The 14979-nt window shown below is 50.8% G+C and carries 10 protein-coding genes and 2 tRNA genes; 5 read left to right on the top strand and 7 right to left on the bottom strand.

All coding sequences use genetic code 11. The annotated features are described in order from the left end of the window. Position 1: 1 nt before the first annotated feature. A complete protein-coding gene (locus VIN76_RS15640; RefSeq protein WP_332042799.1) occupies positions 2–253 on the top strand; it encodes a DUF2842 domain-containing protein in 252 nt (83 codons plus the stop codon). A 28-nt stretch (positions 254–281) separates the two neighbouring features. On the opposite strand, the gene VIN76_RS15635 is transcribed toward VIN76_RS15640, so the two are convergent. The 6 genes from VIN76_RS15635 to VIN76_RS15610 form a co-directional block, all read right to left on the bottom strand. After that, positions 282–358 (bottom strand) — tRNA-Asp (locus tag VIN76_RS15635). A gap of 227 nt (positions 359–585) precedes the next feature. After that, a complete protein-coding gene (locus tag VIN76_RS15630) occupies positions 586–1863 on the bottom strand; it encodes a dihydrolipoamide acetyltransferase family protein (RefSeq protein WP_332042798.1) in 1278 nt (425 codons plus the stop codon). After that, a complete protein-coding gene (locus tag VIN76_RS15625) occupies positions 1860–2873 on the bottom strand; it encodes an alpha-ketoacid dehydrogenase subunit beta (RefSeq protein WP_332042908.1) in 1014 nt (337 codons plus the stop codon). Before VIN76_RS15625 ends, VIN76_RS15630 begins: the two co-directional genes overlap by 4 nt. Continuing rightward, complete coding sequence (locus VIN76_RS15620; protein WP_332042797.1) at positions 2870–4144, bottom strand: 3-methyl-2-oxobutanoate dehydrogenase (2-methylpropanoyl-transferring) subunit alpha; 1275 nt, start codon at positions 4142–4144, stop codon at positions 2870–2872. The genes VIN76_RS15625 and VIN76_RS15620 overlap by 4 nt, the downstream gene beginning before the upstream one ends. 169 nt (positions 4145–4313) lie before the next feature. After that, the gene (locus VIN76_RS15615) at positions 4314–7565 is read right to left on the bottom strand and encodes an autotransporter domain-containing protein (protein WP_332042796.1); all 3252 of its coding nucleotides are present in this window, start codon (positions 7563–7565) and stop codon (positions 4314–4316) included. Between the two features lie 142 nt (positions 7566–7707). Continuing rightward, on the bottom strand, positions 7708–8637 hold the full coding sequence (locus tag VIN76_RS15610; RefSeq protein ID WP_332042907.1) for a thymidylate synthase: 930 nt from the start codon (positions 8635–8637) through the stop codon (positions 7708–7710). Between the two features lie 163 nt (positions 8638–8800). On the opposite strand from VIN76_RS15610, the gene VIN76_RS15605 reads away from it, so the two are divergent. Both VIN76_RS15605 and VIN76_RS15600 read left to right on the top strand, forming a co-directional pair. Further along, a tRNA-Pro gene (locus VIN76_RS15605) sits at positions 8801–8877 on the top strand. Between the two features lie 87 nt (positions 8878–8964). Then, the gene (locus tag VIN76_RS15600) at positions 8965–9315 is read left to right on the top strand and encodes a PilZ domain-containing protein (protein WP_332042795.1); all 351 of its coding nucleotides are present in this window, start codon (positions 8965–8967) and stop codon (positions 9313–9315) included. Between the two features lie 44 nt (positions 9316–9359). On the opposite strand, the gene VIN76_RS15595 is transcribed toward VIN76_RS15600, so the two are convergent. Next, positions 9360–9941, bottom strand: coding sequence for a hypothetical protein (locus tag VIN76_RS15595; RefSeq protein ID WP_332042794.1), 582 nt, complete (start codon positions 9939–9941; stop codon positions 9360–9362). Positions 9942–10204: 263 nt separating this feature from the next. On the opposite strand from VIN76_RS15595, the gene VIN76_RS15590 reads away from it, so the two are divergent. Then, entirely contained in the window at positions 10205–12370 is a 2166-nt protein-coding gene (locus VIN76_RS15590) for a GGDEF/EAL domain-containing response regulator (RefSeq protein WP_332042793.1), read from the top strand. Between the two features lie 15 nt (positions 12371–12385). Then, complete coding sequence (locus tag VIN76_RS15585; protein ID WP_332042792.1) at positions 12386–14974, top strand: response regulator; 2589 nt, start codon at positions 12386–12388, stop codon at positions 14972–14974. Positions 14975–14979 lie beyond the last annotated feature (5 nt).

The following is a 14979-nucleotide window of genomic DNA, read 5'->3' as shown; positions in this document are numbered from 1 at the left end:
CATGAACCCGGAATCAGACAAACAGACCCCCTATAACCCGCCAGATGCTCCCAGTTGGCGCAAGCCATTCGGAATGATTCTGATGCTTGTCCTGATTCTGCTATGGTGCGGGATTGTCGTGACCATGATGGACTGGATCAGCGGCCTGAACTTCTGGCTGCAACTGCCGATCTATATTTTTGCGGGAATAATCTGGATATTCCCGATCAAACCGCTGTTGTTTTGGATGAATACCGGGAAATTTCGTTCCTGAACCGCCAAATCCCTCTAAATAGGGGAAATGGCGCGAGTGACGAGACTTGAACTCGCGACCTCCGGCGTGACAGGCCGGCGCTCTAACCAACTGAGCTACACCCGCTTAAGTACCGGCTAACTAGCCGATCTCTGCAGTGGAGATGGCCAAGTATAAGAGGTCTGCCTGACTGTCAACCACTACTCTTCAATCTTTGGAATAATTTTCATTTTCCGTGAATTTACCCGCAAATTAGGTATGTTTTGCGTGCTCTCGCCCTCCGCTCATGGGCGGACTGATTGCTTACACTGAACCGGGATGTAGTCCGGATTGATTCGCCGGACTCAAAACTATCAGTCAGCAAACAACAAAACAGGCGTTTCCAGCAAATGCTTGAGCACTTGCACATAACTGGCGGCATCATAACCGTCCACTACCCTATGGTCGCATGAAATGGACAGGTTCATAAGCTTGCGTGCCTCAATCTCCCCGTCAATAATCACAGGACGCTCGACAATCTTGTTGGGGCCGATAATGGCAACTTGCGGACGCTGGATCACCGGTGTCGTCGCAATACCGCCCAACGGGCCCAGCGACGTCAAAGTCAGCGTGGAACCGGTCAACTCTTCGGGCTTCGCTCTACCATCACGGGCAGCAGCCGAGAGGCGGCCTATTTCATCAGCCAATTGCCAGACATTCTTGTCCTGGGCATCCCGTATAACAGGAACCATCAATCCCTGATCCGTCTGGGTAGCCATGCCAAGATGCACCGCCCCGCGCCGCGTTACAATGCCAGCCTCGTCATCATAAGTGGCATTGAGCATCGGATATTCGGGTAAAGCCCTGCAGATCGCCACGATCATCAGCGGCAACATGGTCAGCTTTGGCCGGTCGCCGCGATTGGCATTCAAATCCGCCCGCATGTCTTCCAGCGCCGTCATGTCAATTTCATCGACATAGGAAAAGTGCGGAATATGGCGTTTGGATTCCGCCATATTCTGGGCGATCTTGCGGCGCATACCAATGACCTTGATCGTCTCGTCCTCACGCGTCCGTGATGTACCGGCGGGACGATAGCCCTGCCCGCTGCCGTAGTTTAAGTAAGCATCAAGATCGCTGTGACGGATATGATCGCCCTGGGCTTTAACCAGACTCAGGTCAACGCCAAGATCACGCGCTCGTTTACGCACGGCGGGGCTTGCCAGTACCTTAGCTGACGGCGCAGAGACTGGTGCCTTGACGTCACTTTCCGATGCGGGTGCTGGACTCTCCTGTTCTATAATTTCTTCTTCATTATCAACCGGTTCAATTGACGGCACTCCATCATCTTTGGTGTCGATAGGAACAGGCTTGGCCTCTACTTCTTCCGCATCCGGTTCGCCTTCTGCACCCTCATGCTCGATTTGAACCAGCATGGAGCCGATGGCGATAATGTCACCTTCCTCACCCGCGACGGCTACGATCTTGCCCGATACCGGCGCTTCCATCTCGACCGTTGCCTTGTCGGTCATCATGTCCGCGATCCGGTCATCTTCCTCTACCTGATCGCCAACCTTAACATGCCAAGCGACAATCTCCGCTTCCGCGATACCTTCGCCAATATCCGGGAGTGTAAAAGTGTAAATGCTCATGATGTCAGATCTCCGACTATCTTGTTCAAAGCCTCTCCGATACGGATCGGCCCCGGAAAATAAGCCCATTCCAACGAATGCGGATAAGGCGTGTCAAAGCCCGTCACACGCTCGATAGGAGCCTCCAGATGATAGAAACAGCGCTCCTGTACCAGAGCCGACAACTCTGCGCCAAACCCGCTGGTACGTGTTGCCTCGTGAATGATCAGGCAGCGGCCCGTTTTCCTGACCGATTCTTCAATCGTCTCGATATCCAGTGGGACCAGCGTGCGCAGATCAATCACCTCTGCATCCACGCCATTTGCCTCTACCACCGCTTTGGCCACATGAACCATCGTGCCATAAGCCAGAACCGTCACCGTTTCACCAGCCCGCACGATATTCGCTTTGCCAATCGGTATCTTGTAATAATCATCCGGGACATTCGAAGCCTCAAACTTCGACCACGGCTCCGCCGGCTTGTCATAATAGCCGCTAAACGGGCCATTATATATCCGCTTGGGTTCGAAGAACATAACCGGGTCATTATCTTCTATCGCGGCAATCAATAGGCCCTTTGCATCATAAGGCGTCGATGGAATGACCGTCTTCAAACCGGAAACATGCGTGAACATACTTTCCGGGGACTGGCTATGCGTCTGTCCGCCAAATATGCCGCCGCCAAAGGGGGAGCGAACGGTAATCGCACTGGTGAACTCGGCTGCCGACCGATAGCGCAGGCGGGCAGCTTCCGAAACGAGTTGATCCAGCCCCGGATAGATATAATCGGCAAACTGTATCTCCGGCACCGGCCGCATACCATATGCAGCCATGCCAACGGCGACGCCGATAATCCCGCATTCGCTGATCGGGGTATCGAAACACCGCGTTTTGCCGTGTTTTTCCTGAAGGTCAGCTGTCGCACGGAATACTCCGCCGAAATAACCGACATCTTCACCCAGAACGACGACATTGTCATCACGGGTCATCATAATATCAAGGCCACTGTTAATGGCTTCTATCATGTTCATGACGGCCATTTGATTTCCCGTTCTCTATTTGCCTGATCACTCTGTTCTTTCAGATGCCAAGGGATCTCCTCAAACACATCCTGGAACATGGTTTCAAAGGGCTGGTGCAGGCCGTGGCCCAATATGCCGTTTTTCTCGGCTTCCTTGGTCGCGGCCTTCACGGCCTCGATACATTCTTTGTCCAATTGCTTTTGTTGTTCCTCGCTCCACACACCACGTTGGATCAGATGGTTCATCAACCGTGTAATCGGATCACCCAGCGGCCATTCTTCGCGTTCTTGCGCGCTGCGATAGGCTTTTGGATCATCGGACGTGCTGTGCGCTTCTGCACGATAGGTGAAATGCTCGATCAACGTCGGACCATTATTTGTGCGTGCCCGCTCGGCAGCCCACTGAGTTGCCGCATAGACTGCGAGGGGGTCGTTACCGTCCACACGCAATCCCGCAATGCCATATCCAACTGCACGCGCGGCAAATGTTGTCCGCTCACCGCCTGCAAAGCCGGAAAAGGAAGAAATCGCCCATTGATTGTTCACTATATTCATAATGACCGGCGCATTATAAACAGTCGCAAAGGTCATCGCGCTGTGGAAGTCGCCCTCTGCGGTAGAACCTTCACCGCACCAAGTCGCGGCAATGCGCGTATCGCCTTTTGATGCACTCGCCATCGCCCAGCCAACAGCCTGGGGATATTGGGTAGCCAGATTACCGGATATGGAAAAGAAACTATGCTCGCGCGAACAATACATGATCGGCAGTTGGCGACCCTTAAGCTTGTCCTCGCGATTAGAGAAAATCTGGTTAATCATATCCACCATCGGATAGCCGCGGACAAACAATATGCCTTGCTGACGATAGCTCGGAAAGCACATATCATCGCTGTGTAGAGCCATAGCGGCGGCGACCGAGGTCGCCTCTTCACCTGTGCATTTCATGTAAAAGCTGGTCTTTCCCTGACGCTGCATCCGGTGGAGCCGGTCGTCAAAGGCCCGAACCTGCGCCATGGTCTTTAACATCGTCAACAACGTGTCGTCCGACAGCTTCGGGTCCCAAGGGCCTACGGCTTTATAATCATCATCCAGTACCCGGATCATGTCATAGACCATATCGCGCATGGACGCCGGATCGCTATTCATATCGGGCCTTGGCTGTTCGCCAGCCTTGGGAACATCCAGATCGCTGAAATCGACCGTATCACCGGGACGGTATTTTGGTTCGGGAACATGCAAGGATAACGGCGGTAAATTGGACTTTCTATCAATGGTAGCCATCCGAAATCTCCTGTATTAGCGCATTATCATCACGCACAATTTATTTCAACATTCTGTTATATTATTACACCTTTCCAAAAAGGTCAATATACCTGCCCTATGACTCCCGATAAAAAAAGGGGGACAGACACCTGCCCCCTCTTTTACAATAATTGAGAGACATTACCAATCAGAAGCGAACCGCCATATTCACCACTGCCCGATCATCGCGGTATATCTGCTGCCCCAGTCGTGTTTCAACTGCTGCGCCAATGGTTAACGGCCCGTTGCTGAAGTTAAAGCCGCCCTTTACTTCCCCATAAGAGGCATCTTGCAACCCGATAGGCAGCACGAATGGCAAGTTTTCAGCATCCAGGAACCGCACGAGGAAGTTCGTATCGTTCCCTGAAACCCGGTTCACATAATCCAGTTTCATATTCGGCTGGAAAGTCCATCCAGATGCGAAGCCCAGCTTTGTGTTACCGGAAATTTTCAAGCCCATTCTGACATCGATACCCGAGCGGTTAATGTCCTCCACCGCCATAGCCAGGCTCTCCATGCCGCCTGCACTGTCACGGAAGCCATTAACACTATAGGATGAATAGCTGATGCTGGCCCTTGGTGTAAGCATCAAACCATCAAGATCTATATTATATCCGGCCTCAATCTCCGTCGCGAAAGACAAAGAATTTGTATTCAGATTGCTCAGGGTGATCCGGTTATCGGAGTCGATCCGGGAATAAGACATTGATGCCTGTCCGCCGATGTAGAAATTACCATCCAGTCGGTAATTGCCATAAACAGACGCCTGGTTCGTTTTGACTTTGGCAATATTCCCGCTGACTTCCTGAATGCCATCAGCATAGCCGAAGGCACTACCCAAAGTCGTGCGATCATCCAGGCCATATTCCAGACCCATGGCGATATGCCAGCTACCTTGTTCTGTCCCGTTATTATTTTCCGAAAATGCCAGCGATGACCGGTCAAAGCCGGCAGACATAAAGCCGCTCATATTTTCCGGTAACCGGACAGCACCCCAATTGGAAGATTGATAGTTTTTGGCAAAACTCATCTGCGAAGCCGAACTTCCGGTCAGATGCAGTCCGCTATTAAAAACCTCTGGCGCGCCTATGATGCTGATTTTACCGGCACTGCCCTGATATGTACCCAATAATGACAAACGATCGGAAACCAATGTCCGCATTGCCGTGCTTTGTTTTTCGTCTAAAGTTGTTGTCCGGCCAACTTGCGATGCCGACAGGCTCTGGAAGGTCGCATTTAATTCACCGGCCTCCATTACATCGATCAACCCATAGACGTTGCCAAGGGCATTATAATGATTCCCCCTTGCTCCATCCAAAGCCAAACCGAAGGCCAATGTGAACGGGTTGGTAATGCCACGCGAGCGGAAAAAGTCGGAAAAGCGGATCGCCCTCATCTTGGCGATCACGGAATTGGGTTTATATTTTAGCTCAGGATAAAGGACGCCGATACGGCCGACCACATCATCGAATTTATTCTCGACGCCACCTTCCGCTGTAATTATCTCGAACGACTGGCCATAGCGCGCGCTATTACGTCCCAAAGCATTGAGCACGGCTGCTGTGCCGCCCAGGGAAATGATCCCGGCATTATCATCGTCCGATATCACGGAGAGCACATCGCTGCCGCGGCGGCTGACATCAAAATATGTCAATGATCCAGATGATAAAATAACATCACCTGCGATAGTGAATGATCCTTCATGAGCCAATCCTCCCGGCGCGATAATCCCGTGAACAGAGGTCAAATATGTCGGATCAAACAAACCGGAACCTGACAATATCCCGTTGCCAAGAAAGGCCTCACCCGTTGTCAGCAAGCCGTTTACATTAACCCAGCCGCCAGTTTGCGTATAATCACCCCAAACTTTCAGCGAACCCGATGACTTTACATCCAGACTAGCAAGTCCGTCGACATTCAAACGATCAATAGTCACGTCATCGCTCAGACGGGTTTTGCCAATTCTGTTGAGAGTCACTTCATAATATCGTGCACGAATGCCATTAGATGGATCGGCGACAACGTTGTCCGGAACAAAATTGCGGCTACCCGGCCCGCCTTCTATAAATATACTGTTGGGACCGCTATCCGGCAAAGCCACGCTTTGGGTTGAAAGGTCAATACAGTCATCCAAAAAGCAGAGATTGCCGAATTTGGGCGTATCACCTGACACACCCGGAGCCTCAAATCCCGGCAAGGCATTCACCAGTTCGCCATCCACGGAAATGGAATAGCTGGGATCCATATCCTGAACCCAGTGATCCGGATCAGTCCAGTCGCCATTGCCGATTAACGCAGAGGCATAGACATAGCTGTTATTGGCCACAATTTGATCCCAGAATAGGAATAGTGGCTGGTAAAAGCTTTGAGTTCCGTAAGAAGAAAATGGCTGAAAGGTCTTGTCCGGCTCAGGGTCATCTTGGCTACCGAAAAACCTTGACCCTCCTGACAGAACGGCAAGAATTACCGGTATATCGAACGCTTCGTCAGCAATAAGCGGTCCACCCGAATCCCCACCCGCAGTGGTTCCTTCTCTTGGCAATGCTGCGCCATCATAAAGGTCGAAATCGAACCGCCCGTTCTCGGGATCAAAAACCGCTTCACCATCCGGGCTATCGAAATCCGTATTATACAGGCTTTGCGGCAAGCCGTAATCATCTGGTCCAAACAGGAAGTTGTTCCGATCATTCAACGAACTAAGCGACGAAATCATGTTCTCGGCAATACGGCGGCGAAAATCGATGCCCAGATTGGCACCATCCGCGCCCTGCCCGCGGGCGCCATAACCGTTTATAATTCCATGCGTCTCTTCGGTCAGAGGAGAAAAATGCACAGTCCAGGTCGGAATATCCCCGGCATGGGTATCGAGCGTAGCAAGAGCGACATCACCTTCCAGAAAACCGGTTGGCAAAGACCGTTCATCATACCAGACTTGTTCGACATTATAGATATTGAAATCGACATCAGTAGCATTGGCTATACCGCCATCAAGACCTACCCACCTGCGAATACCCGGCAGGTTATCAGCGCTAAAACCAAAGCTGATCGCGGTTCCTCCGGAATCAAAGCCATAGCTTTCGGCTGGCTGGTCATTCACGCAGTGGGCGGCAAATATTACCGTTCTGGGGTTAATCAAACTTCCGGTACAAAGTCCTATCCCGGTCGTATTTTGATCCGGTCGCGTGGCCATCTGCCCAATGCCCGTCACATCGACTATGTTATCCAGCGCTCCAACCGGAGGGGGATCGTTCAAAGTAATATCCTCACGCACAACAATATGCGGGGCATTTTCAGCCATAACCGGACCTGTTTGTGCATGGGCAGGCAACGACAGCCCGGCAATACAGGCCGCCGAGGAAACTGTGACAAATAATGAACGATTGAAGATGTGAAATGACATTGTAGCTCTCCCCTAAGAGTTGGTTGAACTAATCAGCACTACTCTTCTTGAAAACCACTACGACTCACTAAGATCAATATTAGTATCACATGTTATTATGAATTTACATCTCCGCTGTGAAATTAAATTACAGGAGTAAAGTTCACACCGCTACAGGCGCAGAAATGTGGGGTTGCGGTGAATAATCCAGCACCTCGAAATCTGTAATTTCATAGTCAAAAATGGATTCTGGCTTGCGTAATATTTTGAATTTTGGCGCTCCCGAAGGCTGACGTGACAGTTGCTCTTCCACTAGCTCGGCATGGTTGAGATAAAGGTGTACATCGCCGCCATTCCATATCAGTTCACCGGGTTCCAGATCGCACTGCTGCGCAATCATGTAGATCAGCAGCGCCGCCGAATAGACATTAAACGCAAAACCCAGACCAAGGTCGCAGCTGCGCTGATATAAAATCGCAGACAATTTTCCGTTCGCAACGTAAAACTGGTATGTCTTGTGACAGGGTGGCAAAGCCATCTGGTCCAGCTCGGCAACGTTCCAGCCTGTGAATATGTGACGCCGCGAACCGGGATTGTTTTTCAGCCCTTCGATTAGCAATTCTATCTGGTTAATACCCTTGTCTTCACGCCGGTATAGGCCTTCACCTACGGGCGTATAGCGCGGCCAGTCAACCCACTGTTTGCCATAGACTGGCCCCAAATCTCCCCATTGTTTGGCGAAAGCTTCATCCTCTATGATCCGCTGCTCAAACATATCCCGGTCGATATTATCGCCGGTTTCTGCACGATATTTTTCCAATGGCCAATCGGTCCAGATATGGACTTTCTGTTCAACCAATGACCGGATATTGGTGTCCCCGGTCAGGAACCACAACATCTCTCTGGTCGCGGTTTTCCAGAATACCCGCTTGGTTGTCAAAAGCGGGATAGCATTGTCCGCCAGATTAAAGCGCATCGTCGCGCCGAAAACCGCTCTTGTCCCGACGCCTGTGCGGTCCACCCGTTCATCACCATGCGTCCAGATATGGCGCATCAGGTCGAGATATTGTTGTTCATAATGCGGGCCGGGAATCACATTTTACTCCATATCAATTGCAGGTGACGCTATACGCCTCTTCTGCCATGCTCAACCGGACAATCATTGTGGGGCCTGATAATATTTACTTCGCAGACGCTTGATCTGGCAGCATTAGTCATTTACTGACGGCGAACAATGCACAGCAGATTGTGTCATTCGGGAAGTAGCTCAGCCTGGTAGAGTACCTCGTTCGGGACGAGGGGGCCGGAGGTTCGAATCCTCTCTTCCCGACCAACAGATCAATAAGCCCCTGCGTAGCCCCCCTTTAAAAATTTATCGAAATGCCATTCTGACATTGTCTAAACAATATCGGAACGCAAAATGATTAATGCAGTCAATGTCTGTCACCTCGAAAATGAGCCCCCTGCCAATGAGAACAGAATATCCCCAAGGGAAGATCTGGAGAGCGAGATATTCATCCAGCAATCCGGCAACAAATTATGCCGTGTCACCCTTTCCAATATCTCGGCTTCCGGATTCAGAATGACGAGCAAACGCAATCTGGACCCGCTGCAACCCATTTTCATCCGTTTGCCGGGTATTCCATCGCTGAGCGCCACTATACGGTGGGAAGGATTTAAAGATTACGGATGCCAGTTCACTCAGCCCCTTACCCCCGAAGTCTTTGACCGCCTGCTGTCCAAGCTTAAAAGTCTGGACACCGAATCGTAGGTCGGGGTTTCTTGGACCGGAAAGCTGGTTTTCAGGCTTGCTCCCTAAACTTGCTGACTAGCCCATGCTTTCAAATCGCCAACCACCGTTTTTTTAGAGTCAATCACGCAGGCAAAGACGCCGTTAAGTATGGCTGCCAAAAACTGGCGCAAGTCAATTAACGCATAAGGGGAGCGATGCGCGTCCACGCCTTCACTGGACAGAATTTGCATCAGATCCTGATGTGAGAGTAGATTTACAACCTGGCTCCAATCCCCCTCCTTTTTCAAGGACATCAGGTTGGATAGCTCCACGATCAGGAAACATTTAAATTCTGCCTCGTCTTCCTCTTTCAGGCCTAACGCAACGCTTGCAACCGCGGACAGGAAAACATCCTCGAACTTAATGATCTCGGTAACGCTGCGATCCGGCGTAGAACCGATTTCCAAACAATCCAACGCCAGTCCGATCAGGAACAGTTCGCGCCATGAATAGGCAACTCCATTACCCTTCCCGGTATTCGCTCCCGAAGGAAAACCGAGCCGCTGGAAATGTTGCAACCGTCCACGAAAAGCGGTCATCTTGCTATTAATGATATTATGCTTGGCAGATAATATGTCCAAAATCTCGGTATAGGTAAATTCCACGAGCTTCCCCCTGCGACCATCGCCCCTCTATAGAGTAACGAGCATAAAACAACCCTCAGCGATGAACATCATTGTTCTTGTTTACATTCAATGTCCGGCTGCTTTATCCGGTCAAAGGAGGCAAGCAACATTGGAACCAATATGGGTTGATCGCGCGCCAATATAATTTGCCGCATAATCCGAACAGCAAAAAAAATTATCAAACTAAGCAATAACAATGGCGCGTTAACCTTATTTTGAGTTTCGCCACCTATTGCGACTCTATGACCATGCGCGTTCTCATTGTCGATGACCGGCCTACAAATCTTCGGATTTATGCCCAGTTTGTCAGTATGATGGGGGAGAATTACTCCTCCGTCACATTTGCCGATCCTGTAGAAGCCTTGGAATGGCTGCGAAACAACGGTGCCGAGCTGCTCGTTGTGGATTACCGGATGCCGAAAATGAACGGGGCGGAGTTCATCAAGTCCGTACGCAAAATGTCAAAAGGCGGCGATGTTCCGGCCATTGTGATTACCGCGCACCAAGACCGTGAATGCCGCCTTTCCGCGCTGGATGCCGGCGCAACTGATTTTCTGCAAAGCCCTGTGTCGCATGTAGAGTTTTGCCGTCGGGCGATGTCGCTTCTGACCAAAAGCCAGAAAAGCGATAATTTGAGAAAGCGGGCTTCGGAAATCGAGCGCAAACATGCCTCGCTTCATGACTCGCCGGATAATCCTGATAACAGCGCGCCAGCGAACAAATCCATGCTGGAACAGATTATCGACACGATACCGATCATGATCAATGCCACCGATCGTGCGGGTCTTTGTCTGTTCACCAATGCTTATCAATCGGCGCTTTTCAACAAAACTCCGGACGAGATGGTCGGCCGTGTTTTTAATGACCTGCTCAGCCCCGATCTGGCGAAAAATTCCGAACGCAGGGACCAGTTGGTTCTGAAATCACAACAACCGATCCCCCATTATGAAGAGAAATTCTCCAGTGATGGTGTCGAGCTAATCTTCCATTGTAACAAATCGCCGCTACTTAATCATAATGGGGAAACGATAGGCGTATTGACAACGGCCGTTGATATTACTGCCCGGAAACTTGCCGAAGAACATCGCACCCATCTGGCCCTCCACGACATGCTGACCGGCCTGCCCAACCGTGCGCTGTTGGCTGAAAAAGTCCGCAACACGATCCACATGTGTAAAAAAGAAGGCCACGAAGCGGCGTTGTTGCTGCTCGACCTCGACCGGTTCAAGGTTATAAATGATACCCGCGGGCATCACAGCGGCGATACGTTGCTCCGCGAGGTCGCGGAGCGCTTGCTTGATATTATCGGGCCGAATGATTTTGCCGCGCGTATCGGCGGCGACGAATTTGCAATTATCTTCGGCAAAGTCGAAGGTCCGGATGATATCAATTCCCGTTGCACTAAATTATTGAAAGCGATCAACGAGCCATACTCGGTCAGCGGGGTGGCACAGGTTATCGGAGCCAGCATCGGCGTCAGCCTGATCCCTTCTGACGGCAATGACTATGAAGAATTACTGCGGCTTGCAGACCTTGCCATGTACGATGCAAAAGCCAATGGTCGCAATTGCCATCGCTTCTTCTCCGAGGGCATGAACCAGATAGCCCAGGCAGATGCCGCCTTGGAAATCGAGCTGCGTAACGCGTTAAACAATAACCAGTTTATGCTGGAATATCAGCCGATTGTTGATGCGAAGACGCTGAATTATGTGGGGCTGGAAGCGCTCATACGCTGGGATCACCCCACTCGTGGCCGTTTGCTGCCTCTGCAATTCATCCGGGTGGCAGAGGATACCGGGATTATGGACATACTCGGCAAATGGGTGATTGCCGAAGTTTGCCGCCAAATCCGGCAATCGGCAGATGAAGGCATCGACCTTCCGCGCGTAGCGATCAACATATCGCCCAGACAGTTCCAGAACCAGTATGTCTGCGAGGAAGTCCTAAAGAATATCAAGTTGAACCAGATCAGTCCTTCGAAAATCGTTGTCGAGATTACCGAAGAATTGCTCCTGAACAATAGCGACCATGTCAGTCAATCCTTGCTCCGGTTGCGCGATTCAGGTGTTGGCATTTCAATTGATGATTTCGGCACCGGCTATTCCTCACTGCAATATCTTCGTGATCTCCCGGCCAATTGCTTGAAAATTGATCGCACTTTCATATCGCGGATTGAACATTCAGCGGCTGATCGGGCGATTATTAGTACAATCTCGCATCTCGCGCATGCTCTGGATATGCGGGTCATTGCTGAGGGCGTTGAAAATGACGCGCAGCTTGAATTGCTGCAAGCCTCTGGCTGTGACGAGATGCAAGGGTTTATAATCGCCCGGCCGCAACGCCCGCAGGATTTGCACAAACTATTCCCCGCACAGCAGCATCAGGTTGCCAGTTCGGCAAAAGCATAACCGATGCTGTCGTTCATGAAGCGCATGCGCCCCGCCAAGGATAAAAGCAAACAGGCGGACAATAACCACAGACATAACATTCACCGGCACAGTCATCACGCACGGCGCGCTGACACAATCGAACGTGTCCGTAATCGTGAACGTGAAATGAATGTTAACCGACTGGTTTTAATCAGTATGGCGCTCCCCATAGCATATTTTCTTGAAGCCCATGCCGACATCATGCTCGGCTTCAAGCTACATTTGATGGGCAGCCTGATGCTCATGATTTCCTATTGCTTCAAACCCACAGCCAGTGCCGCCAGGCGGATTGGTGGTCTGATAGTCGATTTTGGGACAGCAGTTTATCTATTCACCGTAGGCGGCGGGGCTGTTGCGGCCATCTATCCCTTATATCTCTGGATCATATTGGGCTATGGATTCCGCTTCGGTATCAAATGGCTCGGCATTGCGTCTATATTGGGAGCCGCCTCATTCGGCTGGATCGTATATACAGTATCCTATTGGCAGGAAAATTTATCGCTATCCATGGGACTGCTGACCGGTTTGCTCGTCGTTCCTGCCTATTGCTCAAAATTGATTGTCAAAATATCCAAAGCCACGAAAGAGGCCGAGGACGCAAACAAGGCAAAAAGCCTTTTCCTGGCCAGCGTGAGCCACGAACTGCGAACACCGCTCAATGCTATTATCGGCTACGGTACGCATCTGCTGGACACGAAGATGCCGGAAGAGCAGCGAAAAATGATAGGAACCAGCGTTTCCGCCGGTCAACATTTGCTTCACCTGATCAACCAGCTATTGACCTTTGCCCGTACCGATAGTCAGGAAGAACTTCCGGAGCCGAAAGAGTTCACTATCGTCGATGTCCTGTCCGATGTTCGGGATATCATGCAACTGGAAGCCGCAGACAAAGGCTTGAGTATCCACCTTCAGGCCGAAGCGCTGAGCGACCAGCGTGTTTCCGGTCAGCTTGATTATATCCGCAATATTCTGATCAATCTGACCAGCAATGCGATAAAATTTACCGAAACCGGCACAATCACTCTGAAATGCGGGATAAACGATGATACGGATAGTCCCTATATCTGGTGTTCTGTCACCGATACAGGACCGGGAATAGCGGCAGAAGCGCATGAGAGAATATTTGGTGTTTTCCAGCAAGCCGACGATACCATCCTTGACAATTTTGGTGGTACCGGACTGGGGTTGGCTATTTGCAAGCAATTGGCTGTCCAAGTGGGCGGCGATATTGATTTGGAAAGTGCCATCGGGGAAGGCAGCACATTCAGCCTTGTCTGCCCGGTCGATATCATTGCAGACAGTGAAAATACCGCAAGCCGAGAAAGCTACAGGATATTATCTCTGGGCGCTGGTAGTGATGGGCCAGACATATCAGCGGACGAAGACAGAGATGTTCATATCGACCATGTCCAATGCACAAAGACAGACTGTCTTGTATCAGTCCTGAAAAATCACCGGATTTCCTCTTATGACCTGGCGTTGCTGGATGAGGAAATAGCGGAACAATATAAGGATGATGACGGCTTGTGGGATCGTTTCCGCGACGCCAACCTGCCGCCTGTCCTGCTTTCCAGAAATGATAGCAAAAGCCTGGACGAGATAAAGCTGCGTGCGGCTTTTGCATCGGTATTACCGGCATCCCCGGATTTTGATACGGTGCGCAGCGTTGTTCAAATTGGCTGTTCTTTCAACCGCACCGGCAAGAATCCTGACGACAAGCCCGGCAAGATCATTCGGGCTGAGGTTTCGCTCAATATTCTGGTTGCCGATGACAACCGGACAAACCAGATGGTTCTGGAAACAATTCTCGTCAACGCTGGCCATCACGTAGTTGTTGTTTCCGACGGCGAGAAAGCATTGGATGAGCTTGAAAATCAGGCATTTGATGTCGTGTTCCTTGACGTTAATATGCCCAATATTGGCGGCATAGAATGTTGCAAATTATGGCGCCAGATCGAAGGTCCGCGCCATCATATCCCGATCATAGGGCTGACTGCTGATTCGACCGAGGAAACCATGAAAAAGTGCCTTGATGCCGGTATGGATCTGCGCCTTACAAAGCCCATAGAAGCAGGCGTTTTGCTGGACACGGTCGCGCAGCAAACAGGCAATATCCTCGAACCCGGTGAGGCAGAGCCATCAAGCTATCAAGATCCGTTTAACGTCGTCCGCGCCATTGGAACTACTCCGGATGAAGATCTCGAACCCCCAATTGATACAGAGCAACTGGACTATCTGAAATCCATCGGCGACGAGAGTTTTGTCCAGTCGGTCATCAACGCTTATCTGGAGGATACGTCCGATATTCTGGCCGCCTTTGACAAATCAGTCATCGACTGCGACGTAGAGGCATTCCGTTTCCAGGCCCATGCTTTCAAGAGCGGAGCCAATAATGTCGGGGCCAAAAAACTCGCCGAGATGTGCGGTAAGCTTGAAGTCATCACCGAAGGAGATTTCACTGCCCGGCGCACCGATTATTTCGTTCAGGTCGAGCGGGAACTAACCCGGATTACGAATTTCCTGAACAGTAAAGAATCGATGCGTAATAACGGGATCGGCGATGGGTTTAGCGCAGCCAGCTAAGCCAA

Origin of the sequence: Parasphingorhabdus sp. (assembly GCF_036568145.1) — a bacterium.
GTDB lineage: Bacteria > Pseudomonadota > Alphaproteobacteria > Sphingomonadales > Sphingomonadaceae > Parasphingorhabdus.
The sequence above is the reverse complement of the archived record's forward strand: the minus strand, read 5'-3'. Positions and strand labels throughout refer to the sequence as shown.

Excerpts from the sequence above, each read along its gene's own strand:
- VIN76_RS15640 (WP_332042799.1), top strand. The coding sequence starts at position 2 with ATGAACCCGGAATCAGACAAACAGACCCCCTATAACCCGCCAGATGCT.
- VIN76_RS15630 (WP_332042798.1), bottom strand. The coding sequence starts at position 1,863 with ATGAGCATTTACACTTTTACACTCCCGGATATTGGCGAAGGTATCGCG.
- VIN76_RS15625 (WP_332042908.1), bottom strand. The coding sequence starts at position 2,873 with ATGAACATGATAGAAGCCATTAACAGTGGCCTTGATATTATGATGACC.
- VIN76_RS15620 (WP_332042797.1), bottom strand. The coding sequence starts at position 4,144 with ATGGCTACCATTGATAGAAAGTCCAATTTACCGCCGTTATCCTTGCAT.
- VIN76_RS15615 (WP_332042796.1), bottom strand. The coding sequence starts at position 7,565 with ATGTCATTTCACATCTTCAATCGTTCATTATTTGTCACAGTTTCCTCG.
- VIN76_RS15600 (WP_332042795.1), top strand. The coding sequence starts at position 8,965 with ATGATTAATGCAGTCAATGTCTGTCACCTCGAAAATGAGCCCCCTGCC.
- VIN76_RS15590 (WP_332042793.1), top strand. The coding sequence starts at position 10,205 with ATGACCATGCGCGTTCTCATTGTCGATGACCGGCCTACAAATCTTCGG.
- VIN76_RS15585 (WP_332042792.1), top strand. The coding sequence starts at position 12,386 with ATGAAGCGCATGCGCCCCGCCAAGGATAAAAGCAAACAGGCGGACAAT.